At 56.2% G+C, this 12,285-nt stretch carries 10 protein-coding genes; all 10 read right to left on the bottom strand.

From position 1 onward, the window contains the following. Positions 1–143: 143 nt before the first annotated feature. The 10 genes from J1779_RS08290 to J1779_RS08245 all read right to left on the bottom strand — a co-directional run bounded on the left by J1779_RS08290 (position 144) and on the right by J1779_RS08245 (position 11,808). Positions 144–1,040, bottom strand: a complete 897-nt coding sequence (locus J1779_RS08290; RefSeq protein ID WP_056770220.1) for a LysR family transcriptional regulator — start codon at positions 1,038–1,040, stop codon at positions 144–146. A gap of 7 nt (positions 1,041–1,047) precedes the next feature. After that, positions 1,048–1,869, bottom strand: coding sequence for a M55 family metallopeptidase (locus J1779_RS08285; protein ID WP_183848188.1), 822 nt, complete (start codon positions 1,867–1,869; stop codon positions 1,048–1,050). Further along, entirely contained in the window at positions 1,869–3,008 is a 1,140-nt protein-coding gene (locus tag J1779_RS08280; protein ID WP_217203532.1) for a P1 family peptidase, read from the bottom strand. The genes J1779_RS08285 and J1779_RS08280 overlap by 1 nt, the downstream gene beginning before the upstream one ends. Positions 3,009–3,042: 34 nt before the next feature. Next, positions 3,043–3,954 carry an ABC transporter permease subunit gene (locus J1779_RS08275; RefSeq protein WP_056770214.1) on the bottom strand — a complete coding sequence of 304 codons (912 nt, stop codon included), beginning with the start codon at positions 3,952–3,954 and terminating at the stop codon, positions 3,043–3,045. 9 nt (positions 3,955–3,963) lie between these two features. Next, positions 3,964–4,884, bottom strand: a complete 921-nt coding sequence (locus J1779_RS08270; protein ID WP_056770212.1) for an ABC transporter permease subunit — start codon at positions 4,882–4,884, stop codon at positions 3,964–3,966. Positions 4,885–4,960: 76 nt separating this feature from the next. Next, positions 4,961–6,523 (bottom strand): glutathione ABC transporter substrate-binding protein, encoded by a 1,563-nt coding sequence (locus tag J1779_RS08265; protein ID WP_217203531.1) that lies wholly within the window; start codon positions 6,521–6,523, stop codon positions 4,961–4,963. 40 nt (positions 6,524–6,563) lie between these two features. Further along, positions 6,564–8,450 (bottom strand): ABC transporter ATP-binding protein, encoded by a 1,887-nt coding sequence (locus J1779_RS08260; protein WP_217203530.1) that lies wholly within the window; start codon positions 8,448–8,450, stop codon positions 6,564–6,566. 30 nt (positions 8,451–8,480) lie between these two features. Then, positions 8,481–9,446: an N-acetyl-D-Glu racemase DgcA gene (gene dgcA, locus J1779_RS08255; protein ID WP_122095169.1), complete on the bottom strand. Its 966-nt coding sequence runs from the start codon at positions 9,444–9,446 to the stop codon at positions 8,481–8,483. Continuing rightward, positions 9,446–10,456 (bottom strand): N-acetyltransferase DgcN, encoded by a 1,011-nt coding sequence (gene dgcN / locus J1779_RS08250; protein ID WP_217203529.1) that lies wholly within the window; start codon positions 10,454–10,456, stop codon positions 9,446–9,448. The genes dgcA and dgcN overlap by 1 nt, the downstream gene beginning before the upstream one ends. A 284-nt stretch (positions 10,457–10,740) precedes the next feature. After that, complete coding sequence (locus J1779_RS08245) at positions 10,741–11,808, bottom strand: porin (RefSeq protein ID WP_056770197.1); 1,068 nt, start codon at positions 11,806–11,808, stop codon at positions 10,741–10,743. Between the last annotated feature and the right edge of the window lie 477 nt (positions 11,809–12,285).

The following is a 12,285-nucleotide window of genomic DNA, read 5'->3' as shown; positions in this document are numbered from 1 at the left end:
ATATGCCGCCCCCCAAGTCGGTGTGGGCCGACGCCCACGACCTTGAACTTGAACTTGAACTTGAACTTGAACTTGAACTTGACCTTAAGGCCAGTGTGGGTGGCAACCCACGGCCCATGTGGGTGGCACCCCACAGTATCAACCTACGATAACACCCCGCTATTCCCCAACTCCCATAATTTCCTGCGAATCAGCTGTTTGAGCTTCAGCGCGGCCTGGGATACCGGCTGGTCGCGGCGATTGAGCAGGATCACTTCAAACGGCAGCGGTTCGAGCACTTCGCAGATCTTCAGCTGATCGACATATCGCCGGGCGGTAAAAGTATCGACCACGCCGACGCCGCCACCGGCCAGCACCATGTCGGCGATCACTGAGTAGGTTTTTATGTGCAGCGAAGATTGCGGGGTCAGGCCGTTTTCGCGCAGGACGCGGTTGAGCACCAGCCCGAGCGGATCCTGCTGTTGCAGCATCAGTAATTCATTTTCACACAGCCACGCCAGCGAAACGGGGCCTTCGACCGGGGAATCCTTCGGTAAAAGCGCCACCATGTTGGCCTGATAAATCGACTCGGAAACCAGCTCCTGTGTCGCGGGTTCGCCGAAGGCCAGCGCGAAATCCATTTTGTATTGCAGCAAATCCTGGCTCAGCGTATTGAAATGCCCGGTCACCAGTTCGACACTGCCGCCCGGTGTCTGGCGGCGAAAATCCACCAGCACCGGCGCCATCACGCTGTGGCCCAGGGCGTGCGCCGAGCCGATACGCACGTGCTGGCCTTCGCCCTGCCGCAGTTGTTCCGCCAGTGCGCCGATGGCCTGAATATGGCTGAACAACGCCTCAACTTCCGGCATCAGCCTTCGCCCTTCCGGTGTCACAATCAGCCCCTGCGGTGTGCGGTCGAACAGCGTGAAACCCAACTGCTGTTCGGCATGATTGAGCACCCGGCTGACGTTGGGCTGCGAAACGTTGAGCAGACGCGCCGCGCCGCTGACGCTGCCCGCCTGTAAAACCGCCTGAAACACTTCAATGTGGCGTAAGCGCATTACGGCCCTATTTCTGCGTGGTCGCTAAGTACGAGAAGGCACTTAACAGGCTGATAATGTTGGCAACCGTCGGGCTGTGATAACCGACGGTCACCGCATCAAGACGCTCAACGCCGGGGATCAGGCAGAATAAATCCGCCAGTACCGGTCTGGCCGTCATCAGTTCGAGATGATAAGGCGCGCTGAAACGCCCGGCGGTGAGGGGCGCGGGTTTGCTGACGGCAATCGTCGCCTGTTTGCGGATTTTTGCGCAGGCGATGGACGGGCTGTCTGATTCGGCAGCGTTCGCCGAAATCGCACGTTTTACGCAGACGTACTGCGATTCCGGGTAATGGTTGCGGATCCAGGTCTCGAGATGGTCATCGCCGGTCACCAGCCACAGCGGGACGCCCAGTTCAGCCCCGGCGGCGGCGTATAAATCACTTTCGCCCACCACGTTGCCGTTAAGTTTGACGCGGTAAAAAGCGCGGCCATTGATGGTGTGCGCCAGTACGCCGTTTTCGCCCGCAGCGGTGTGAAAACCGACAAACATCAGACCATCGTATTGCTGCTGTTGCAGCCCTTCGACCATCGACAGGCCGCGCGGTTTACCCTGTACAAGACGGGCGCGCGGGTCGATTTTATCGGCGCGCAGGTTTTGCATCATCGCGTGGCTGTCAGCGACCGTCACTTCCATCGCGCCACCGGCAAAGGCACCGTCAATGGCGGCGTTGACTTCCCCTTCCATCAGCGCACGGGCAGCGTCGTAATCCGCATTGCCGGGGCTGCATTGTTCAGGGCGCATCACGCCCGCGATCCCTTCAATATCTGCAGAGATAAATACTTTCATCATTCGTTCCCTATTTGGTTGGGTGACCAGACTCCCCCGGCGTTCTCCTCGTGAGAGGGGAAGGCGCCAGACGAGTTCGCCAGGTTATCTAATACGTCACTTAACCCCAGCCGGTAGTGTCCGTCGAATCCACAGACCGTTTCTGCACTCAGTAAGGCATCAATGATCGCGTGCTCGGTGGCGTCCGCCGCCATCGCCAGCAGCGGTTCCAGCGCACCGTCGGATAACGTGACACCGTCACGCTGAGTTGAAAAAGCCAGCGCGATATCCCCCGAGCCGTGCCCCCAGTAACTGCCAAGGCGCCCTAGCCCGGCACCGGCGCGTTTGGCGATGCGCGAGAGCTGGCGGCTGTCGAGATAACGGTCGCAGGCCATGATGATGATCACCGAACCGGCGTCAACCTGCGGGGCAAGTTGCGGTAAAACTTGTGCGATCGCCTCGCCCGCCCGTACACCGTCGAGCGTCAGTTCTGAAAGTTTGCCGAAGTTCGCCAGCACCAGAACGCCCAGCGTGGCATTCAGTTCTTCGCACCAGCGGGAGGCAGTGCCAATTCCCCCTTTAAGGCCGAAACAGCTCATGCCGCGTCCGGCACCGACGCTGCCACGGGTGAAAGACGTTGCTGCGCTGTCGATGGCTGTTAATGCGTCATCTTCACACACCGCCATGGCCTGAATGTCGTTAAGGTAGAAGTCATTGCACTCGAGGATCACCGGATTGATGGTCGCATCCGGGCGGCCAATCTGCGGAAATTGCCGGCAGCTGCGGGCGATCATCGCGTTGAATATCGCACCGGTGGCGAAAGTGTTACTGAGCAGGATCGGGGTTTGCAGCTCGCCCAGCTCCATCAGCTGAATCAGCCCCATCGGTTTGGCAAATCCGTTGAGCACCGCCACGCCACAGGGTAGCGGATACTGATAAAGCGTGTCCCCCGGCGGCACAATCGCGGTGACGCCGGTCTGCACGTTTCCCGCCGCCAGCGTGCTGTGACCGACGGTCACGCCGTCAACGTCAGTGATCGCGTTGGTGGCGCCGCATGCATATCGCGGGCGAAAAATCTGGCGCGTGGTGCGCCAGCGGTGCAGCAACGCGGCCAGCGCCTGTTGCGTGAATTCATCATGTTCAGGGGCTTGCGGATGCATCACTCTTCCAATTCAGCGGGTTAAGTCAGTTTTACTATTTCTTCAGTTTAGGATCCAGCGTATCGCGCAGCGCGTCGCCGAGCAGATTAAATGCCAGGACTGTGAGAAATATCGCAAGCCCTGGGAAAACGCTGACGTTCCATTTACCCGCCATCATCATATTGCGGCTCATTGCCAGAATATTGCCCCACTCAGGGACGTCCGGTTCCGGGCCAAGCCCGATAAAGCTCAGGCTGGCCGCCGTCAGAATACTGGTTCCGATGCGCATGGTGAAATAGACAATCACATTCGACAGCGTGCCCGGCAGAATGTGGCGCAAAATGACCACCCTGTCCGGCGCGCCGACGCAGCGAACCGCTTCGACGTAAGCACTTTGTTTTATCGATAATGTGGCGGCGCGCACGATGCGGGCAAATACCGGCACGCTGAACACCGCAACCGCAATAATCACGTTATTCAGACCGGGGCCGAGGATCGCCACCACCGCAATCGCCAGCAACATGCCGGGAAAGGCGAACAGTACGTCCGAGCCGCGCATGATCAGCATATCGAGCCATTTGCCATAATAGCCCGCCAGCAACCCCAGCAATACCCCGGCGATCATGCCAAGCGTGACCGAGAAAATGCCGACGTAAAGTGAAATCCGCGCGCCAAAAATGATGCGACTGAGCACATCGCGGCCCAGATCATCGGTGCCGAACCAGTGTTCCGCCGTCGGCCCGACGCCGAGCGCCATCCAGTCCGGCGTCATCGGGTCATAAGGCGCCAGCCACGGCGCGAACACGGCCACCAACACCAGCAGCAGAATAAATCCGCCGGAAACCAGCGCCATCGGGTGGCGTAAAAACGTGTGAAAAAAGTCGTACCACGGTGAACGGATATCGTCGTTATGCGCGATAACCGCAGCCGGTGTGGTTTCTTCCAGCACAGAGACGGGTTCGGTCATGTGCAGCTCCTAACGCAGACGGATAGCGGGGTTGACCACGGCATACAGCAGGTCAACCAGCAGATTTATCAGAATAAATTCAAACACGAACAGCATCACCAGCGCCTGAATCACCGGCTGATCCTGCGTTTTGATGGATTCGATCAGCAGCCAGCCTAATCCCGGCCAGCTGAACACGCTTTCGACAATGATCGAGCCGCCGAGCAAAAAACCGAACTGCAAACCGAGCATGGTGATGATCGGGATCAGCGCGTTGCGCATGATGTGTTTCCAGGTCACCAGCCGCGCACGCAAGCCTTTCGCCCTGGCGGTGCGCACATAATCTTCCTGCGCCACGTCGAGAAACGCCGAACGGGTAAAGCGCGCCATCACCGCCGCCACCGAAGAACCGAGGGTGATCGCCGGTAATATGATGTCGGTCGGCTGGTTAAATCCGCTGACCGCGAAGAGCCCGAACGGCATGGCGACAAACTGGATAAGCAGCAACCCGAGCCAGAACGGCGGCATGGAAATCCCGCCGACGGCCATACTCATCAGCGTCCAGTCCTGCCATTTTCCGCGCTTGAGTGCGGACACCACGCCAATCACCAGCCCCAGCACGACAGACCAGGCGAAGCCCGCCAGCGCCAGCAGCAGCGTTGGCATAAACCCACTTTGAATCACGTTTAACACCGGCTGGCGCGTGCGGTAAGTCGTGCCCAGATCGCCGTGCACCATGCCATCGAGCCAGTGCCAGTACTGCGCGGGCAAAGGATCGTTGAGGCCAAGCAGTTGTCGCGCTGACTCAACCGCCTCGATCGGCGCATCCTGTCCGGCGTAAATACGCGCAGGGTCACCCGGCAGCAGCTTGATAAAGCCAAACACCAGTAACGACACCACCAGTAAAACGGGGATCATTTCCAGTATCCGGCGGATAAAATAGGTCAGCATAAATACGTTTCCCTGAATCTGAATGGGAGAAGTGCTTACTCCTCCCCTTTGCAGGGGAGAGAGTTAATTGAAAAAATTACTTAAACTGTGCCTGATTAAAGATCAGCGAACCGTCAGCAAGCATGTAGACGCCGGTCAGATCTTTGCTCTTTCCGACCAGATTGTCCGGCACGCCAAGGAAGGCCACCGGGGCATCAGCCCACAGCAATTTCTGCGCATCCGCGTAAGCGGTCTGACGTTTGGCGATGTCGGCGGTTTGCAGGCCGGCGGTGATCGCCGCATCCACCTGCTTGTTGCTGTAATAAGAGACGTTATACGCCGACGGGATCCAGGATTCGGTGGCAAACAGCGGGCGCAGCGCCCAGTCTGCATCACCGGTCGACGCCGACCAGGCGCCGTAATACATTTCCACTTTGGCATCCGCCGGTTTCGGGGTGCTCCACAGACGCTGGTTGAGCGAACCGGAATCCATCGGCACCAGTTTCACCCGCACGCCAATCAGTGACAGCTGCTGTTTCAGGAACTGCGCGCTGCGGATGCGGTCAGTTTTGTTCGAGCTCCACATTTCCACATCGAAGCCCTTCTCATAACCGGCCTCTTTCATCAGCGCTTTGGCTTTGGCGATGTTGTAGCTGTAATCCGGCGTGTTTTGCTTCTGGTAGAACTGAACGTTTTTCGGCAACGGCGACGTTGAAGGCGACCCCATTCCGGCGAACCCGACTTTCAGCCACAGGTTACGGTCAACGGCATAGTTGATCGCCTGACGGACACGCACGTCGGAGAACTCTTTTTTCTGCGTATTAAACGCGATGTAATACAGGTAGATGCCCGGATTTTGCGAAATATCCAGCTTAGGATCGCTCTTCACGGTGTCCACCAGATCGGACGGCAGCGGATAAACGGCTTCCACACCGCCGGATTTCAGTTTCGCCACCTGCGTGGAATCTTCCGGCGTCGGGTACAGCGTCACGGAATCGACTTTCGGCCAGCCTTTCTGCCAGTAGTTGTCGTATTTCACCAGCTTGACGTCTTTGCCCTGCTGCCATTCCACAAACTTAAACGGACCGGTGCCGACCGGATGCACACTCAGATCCTGCTCGTTCGGATACTGTTTCAGCGACGCAGGGCTGTGCATCACCGCAGACGGATGCGCCAAGGTGTTGATCATCGCGCCAAAGGGTTTATTCAGGGTGATCCTGACCTGATAAGGCGTCACCACATCTACGGATTTGATCATGCTGAACAGCGAGTTACGTTTCAGATGATTGGCCGGATCCGCCAGGCGGTCGAGGTTGATTTTCACCGCCTCTGCGTTGAACGGCGTACCGTCCTGGAAGGTCACGTCGTGGCGAAGATTAATCGTAAACTCGGTGGCATCGCTGTTGCTGGTGTAATCCGTCGCCAGCACCGGCACGACGGCCATTTTGCTGTCGAACTGGAATAAGCGTTCAAAAATACCGCTCTGAATGGAATAGCTCAGCGTATCCGTGGTGTCGTGCGGATCAAAACCGGTCACGTCGGCATACATGGAAATGCGCAGGTCTTTCGCCTCAGCCGTAGCGCCGAAACACAGCACCAGACCGGCAGCCATCAGCGTTTTACGGAAAACCCGGGGGTTACCAAGAAATGTCGAATGCATGTACTTCTCCTGTGTGTTGCAAAAAAGAAAAGAAAGATCGTTATGCCTGCGGTTCCGCCACCCAGTGATGCGGGGAAACCTGGCTGTACCTGAGTTTTTCTATCTGTACACCGGCAGGATGCACCGGCGATTTCACTTCCACGTCGTCAAACTGACGCAACGCGCGCTGCGTCGGATCCGCCACCGGCACGGAACTGAGCAGGCGTCGGGTATATGCATGTTGAGGATTGCTAAACACCGAATCCCGTGGCCCAATCTCAACAATCTGGCCGCTGTACATCACCGCCACACGGTTGGCGATGCGTTCCACCACCGCCATATCGTGCGAAATAAACAGCCAGGCCACGCCGGTATCGCGCTGCAGATCCATCATCAGGTTGACCACCTGCGCCTGAATCGACACATCCAGCGCGGACACCGCTTCATCCGCAATGATCACCTGCGGTTGCAGCGCCATCGCGCGGGCGATAGCAATGCGCTGACGCTGCCCTCCGGAGAATTCGTGGGGGTAACGCCGGGCAAACGAGGGATCCAGCCCGACGCTTTTCAGCAACTGGTTTACCGTCGGGGTGGCTTCCGCCAGCGATTTTTTCAGGCCGTGCAGCAACAAGGGTTCGGCAATGGAAAATCCGACGGTCAGACGCGGATTAAGCGAGGCGTACGGATCCTGAAATACCATCTGAATCTGACGGCGCACCGCCTGAAACGGCGTGTCGCGCATCAGGGTGATTTCTTTGCCCTGAAGATGAATGCTTTCGGATTCGCTGCCAACCAGCCGCAAAATTGCGCGTCCGGTAGTGGATTTACCGCAACCGCTTTCACCCACCAGCGCCAGCGTTTCCCCCGGCCAGATGGAGAAATCGATCTGTTCAACGGCGTGAACTTCTTTGGTAATGCGCGAGAGCACGCCGGAGCGGATCGGGTAGCAGACGCGCAGTCCGCGCACGTCGAGGAGAGGCGGTGCATCGTAATTGGCGGTCTTCTGGTCATCATCAGCCAGTAAAGTGTGAGGCTCATCACCTGCAACCGATTGCTTTTCTGCCGCATTTTTAGCCGTCATGACGGCACCTGCCTGCGTACTCAGCAACGGGAAACGGCGCGGCCATTTCAGCCCCTGCATATCGCCCAGTTTTGGCACGGCGGCAAGCAATGCGCGGGTATAAGGATGCTGCGCGTTGGCGAAAATTTCGGTTACGCTGCCCTGCTCCACCACCTTGCCCTGATACATCACCACCACGCGATCGGCGATTTCCGCCACCACGCCCATATCGTGCGTAATGAACAGAACCGACATATCCGTGCCTTGTTGCAGATCACGCAGGATTTGCAAAATGCGCGCCTGCACCGTGACGTCGAGCGCGGTAGTGGGTTCATCCGCAATCAGCAATGCCGGGTCGCATGCCAGTGCCTGGGCAATCATCACCCGCTGGCGCATACCGCCGGAGAGCTCATGGGGATAACATTTGAGAATGCGTTCGACGTCCGGAATGCGTACCTGTTTCAGCAGTTCGCGGGCTTTGATCAGCGCATTGGCTTTGGTCGCCATGCCGTGATCGAGTAAGCCCTCTGTCAGCTGATCGCCGACGCGCAGCACCGGATTGAGCGAAGTCATCGGCTCCTGGAAGATCATCGACATTTCCTGACCGCGCAGCTTTCGGCGCGCTTCTGCAGACAATGCGGTCAGCGCATGGCGCGTGCCATTACGGCCAATAAAATCGATGCTGCCTGCGTCGATGTGCGCCGAATCCGGCAGTAATCCCATCACACTCAGGGACGTGACGGATTTACCGGAGCCGCTTTCGCCGACCACCGCCACCACTTCACCTTTATTAATAGAGAAGGAAACGCCTTTCAGCGCCTGCGTTTTGCCTTGCCGGCCGGAAAACGTCACCGACAAATCGTTAATCTGCAAAATGGGCACTGTCATCAATAAACGCCTCCTTTATAAGTTGAACTGTTAAAGCCAGACTTCGCCGTTCTCGTAGCGCAATGCCGGTTCGGCGTCCTGCGCCAGCCAGATCGGGCCATCGAGATCGACACGCTCAGCCTGCACCGCCACCGGCAGCGCGGCTTCCATCGCCAACGAGGAACCGAGCATACAACCGACCATGATGCGCAGGCCGAGGTGCCGCGCCTGCGCGGTCATCGCCAGCGCTTCCGTCAGGCCACCGCATTTGTCGAGCTTGATGTTGATCATCTCGTAACGATCTGCCAGCCCGGCAATATCTGCGCTGACATGGCAGCTCTCGTCGGCGCAGACAGGTACAGGATGCAAACAACGCACCAGATCCTGATCATTTCCGGCAGGCAGCGGTTGTTCGATCATCGCAACGCCAAATTCGTGCAGTGCCAGAAACAGGCTTTCGAGATCCAGACCCAGCCAGGATTCGTTGGCATCCACCACCAGCGTCGCCTGCGGTGCCGCCGCACGGATGGCCGCCACTTTTTCGACGATCTCGTCACGGTCGAGTTTGATTTTCAGCAATTTGGCACCGCCGGCGACCGCCACCGCGGCTGCGGCTGCCATGTTTTCCCGCGTATCCAGACTCAGCGTTTCTGCGGTGATCACTGATACCGGTGCCGGCATATCCAGCAGTTGCCAGACGCTCTTGCCCTGTTTTGCCGCATCGAGACGCCACATTGCACAATCAAGGGCATTGCGTGCGGAACCGGCCGGTAACGCCTGTTGCAGTGCGTCGCGGCTCAGACCCTGCTCAACCTGCGGGCGGATAAAGGCAAGTTGTTCACCCACGCTGTCGGCTGATTCCTGATAATGCGCCGTCGGCGTGCATTCACCGGTGGCGCTGAATTCGCCGTCGGTCAGCGTGACCCGCACCACGGTAACGGCGGTGCGGGTGCCGCGGGAAATCACAAAAGGTTTTGCCAGCGGTAACTCAACGGCACCAAAACTCATCTCAGTCATCAGCCGTTGTCCCTGATCCATTGCGCGATATTTTTGATGCCAAAACGCACCGGATCGGTGGCCGGTACGCCAAATTCTTCGCTGATGTCAGCCAGCGCCGTGATGGCTTCTTCTTCACTCACACCGGATGTATTCAGAGAGAAACCGGCGATCCTGACGTCCGGGCTGGTGAGGCGGGCTGCGGCGAGGTTGGTGTCGAGGCACTGACGCAACGTCGGCATAAACTGGTGCGGCAGATGGCGCATGTGCGGGCGGCCCAGTTCATGACACATCACTAATAAATGGGCCTGCGCGCCGTGGATCAGGCCCATGCTGACACCGGCAAAAGACGGGTGATACAGCGAGCCCTGACCTTCGATGATGTCCCAGTGATTGTCGTCATTGGCGGGGGCTAACAGCTCCACCGCGCCGGAGATGAAATCGGCAATCACTGCATCAATCGCGATGCCTGCACCGGCGACCAGGATCCCGGTCTGGCCGGTGGCACGAAAATCAGCGTTCAGATCCAGCTCGCGCATGGCGGATTCCAGCGCCAGTGAGGTGTACATTTTGCCGACCGAGCAGTCTGTCCCCACGGTCAGAATGCGTTTACCACTGCGTGGGATGCCGGTGCCGGTGTCCAGTTCAGGGCGCATATGGCGCACGTCGAACAGCTCAACATGGTGTTCTGCCGCCAGTTCGACCAGTTCAGGAATATCATTGAGCCCCTGATGCAGACCGTTCGCGACGTTCATCCCGGCGCGGATCGCCGTTTTGATGGAATCGATCCAGTGTTTAGGCAGTTTTCCGCCGGAGTTGGCCGTGCCCAGCACCATGGTTTTCGCGCCTTGCGCTTTCGCGGTGGCGATATCCATTTCCGGTAATCCGAGGGACACCGAGTCCGTCGCCAGACGAATTTGTCCGACGCAAGATTCAGGGCGCCAGACGTGAATGCCGCGCGCTGTTTTAGCGGCCAGCGGATCCATCACATCGCCGAGGAATAACAGGTACGGCATCGGTATTTGCTGCATGTCAGTTTCTCCGTTGAGATTTTTTAGAATGTGTTTTGGTGGTGCGTGCACAGACTATTCCATGCGCAGACACGGGTGACGAATACTTGTTTGGCGAGGGGGTATAACCTGAGGCTATAGGTTTATTTTATTGAATTTAAAGTGGTTATTAAAAGTGGCTTAGCCTGAGAGGCTGACAGACAAAACGGGGAATTGCAGGCATAAAAAAAGGCAGAGCCAATGAACTCTGCCTTTGCGATTACCTTTTTCAGACACAGAATGGGGTAATAATTTTGTTCACTAACTTAGAAGCGGTAAGTCAGTGCTACAGCAACGATGTCATCAGAGCTTACGCTCAGTTTGTTGTTGTCATCGATCTGGTTGATCATGTAGTCAACATAGGTGTACATGTTTTTGTTGAAGTAGTAGGTTGCGCCGATTTCGAAGTATTTAACCAGGTCAGCATCGCCCACGCCTTCAACATCTTTCGCTTTGGACTGCACGTAACCGATTGACGGACGCAGACCATTTTCAAACTGGTACTGTGCAACTAACTCATAACCCTGAGTTTTGTTAGCGAAGCCGCCAGGGATAGACGCCAGGTTGCGGGTTTCGTTATACATTGCAGAGAGATAAATCTGGTTAGCATCGTATTTCAGAGCCGTTGCCCATGCAGAGGCTTTATCACCGCCACCGATGGCAGAGTTAGCTTGTGCATTGGTACGGTCAGAGGAAGAACCTGCGATAACCGCGCCGATACCTGAACCAGCGATATCTTCATAATCGATGGATGCGCCGTAACCGTCGCCGTTCGCTTTGTTGGACGCGCGGCCGTCGTTTTCGTTCTTAGCCTGGTACTGCAAGGCCAGGTTCAGACCGGTGACCAGCCCGAAGAAGTCCTGGTTACGGTAAGTGGCGAGGCTGTTAGAACGGCCAACCATGAAGTTATCGGAGTTAGCGGTATCACCACCAAACTCTGGCAGCATATCGGTGAAGCCCAGTGCGTCATATACCACACCGTAGTTACGGCCGTAGTCGATGGAACCGAAGTCTTTCACTTTCAGACCCGCAAAGCCCAGACGGGTTTTGTTGCCCAGGTCGCCCTGAGATTCAGCGTGGTTAGCCTGAATGTTATATTCCCACTGGCCATAACCGGTCAGTGTATCGTTAATTTGAGTCTCACCCTTGAAGCCCAGACGCGCATAAGTGTAATCGCCGTCAGAACTCTTATCGTCGGAGAAATAATGCTTGGCAGTCACGCGACCGTAGAGGTCCAGTTTATTACCGTCTTTATTATAAATCTCGGCTGCATTTGCGGTTGAACCCACTGCAATTAAAGAGACCGCTAAGGCCAGCACACTGCGCTTCATCATTATTTAAATTTCCTTGATTTTTTTATAAAGGATGTCTCATGCCCGCTTTCTTTTATATGACTGGAATATCAGGCTGTGAGTATTTGTACATGTTTTTAGATGCGTCTGTCTGTAAAACGACTTGAACCTTAACACTGCGCACAAAAAGTTAAAATGGAAAAGTTCGGCGATATGAGTCTTTTTTACGTAAAGAGATGTAACATTATGTTTCTATCATAAGCCGCTAACCCACTGATTATATGCGGTTTTCGCATAACGTTTTGCACCAGCACAGTGCATCGCATCAATTTGGTGCAAAAAGGGTCGGAGTTTGTAAAGTAGTTGCAAGCCAGATCACCATTCTCAAACGTTTTTTTCTGTTAACAATCGTTAAGGAATTATCTGAAAAATCGTGCCTGTTGCCTTTTAATAGTGCATAGCAGGATAATTATTTTCATTGAAATTTCATTATCTAAAAAATAGAAAATGCAGCCATAA

This window comes from Rahnella rivi, assembly GCF_019049655.1.
Lineage (GTDB): Bacteria > Pseudomonadota > Gammaproteobacteria > Enterobacterales > Enterobacteriaceae > Rahnella > Rahnella rivi.
Note: the sequence above shows the minus strand (reverse complement) of the source record. Positions and strands in the feature narration are given on the sequence as shown.

What these genes read in the sequence shown, in the direction of transcription:
- J1779_RS08290 (WP_056770220.1), bottom strand. Translation starts at nt 1,040, where the DNA reads ATGCGCTTACGCCACATTGAAGTGTTTCAGGCGGTTTTACAGGCGGGC.
- J1779_RS08285 (WP_183848188.1), bottom strand. Translation starts at nt 1,869, where the DNA reads ATGAAAGTATTTATCTCTGCAGATATTGAAGGGATCGCGGGCGTGATG.
- J1779_RS08280 (WP_217203532.1), bottom strand. Translation starts at nt 3,008, where the DNA reads ATGCATCCGCAAGCCCCTGAACATGATGAATTCACGCAACAGGCGCTG.
- J1779_RS08275 (WP_056770214.1), bottom strand. Translation starts at nt 3,954, where the DNA reads ATGACCGAACCCGTCTCTGTGCTGGAAGAAACCACACCGGCTGCGGTT.
- J1779_RS08270 (WP_056770212.1), bottom strand. Translation starts at nt 4,884, where the DNA reads ATGCTGACCTATTTTATCCGCCGGATACTGGAAATGATCCCCGTTTTA.
- J1779_RS08265 (WP_217203531.1), bottom strand. Translation starts at nt 6,523, where the DNA reads ATGCATTCGACATTTCTTGGTAACCCCCGGGTTTTCCGTAAAACGCTG.
- J1779_RS08260 (WP_217203530.1), bottom strand. Translation starts at nt 8,450, where the DNA reads ATGACAGTGCCCATTTTGCAGATTAACGATTTGTCGGTGACGTTTTCC.
- dgcA (WP_122095169.1), bottom strand. Translation starts at nt 9,446, where the DNA reads ATGACTGAGATGAGTTTTGGTGCCGTTGAGTTACCGCTGGCAAAACCT.
- dgcN (WP_217203529.1), bottom strand. Translation starts at nt 10,456, where the DNA reads ATGCAGCAAATACCGATGCCGTACCTGTTATTCCTCGGCGATGTGATG.
- J1779_RS08245 (WP_056770197.1), bottom strand. Translation starts at nt 11,808, where the DNA reads ATGATGAAGCGCAGTGTGCTGGCCTTAGCGGTCTCTTTAATTGCAGTG.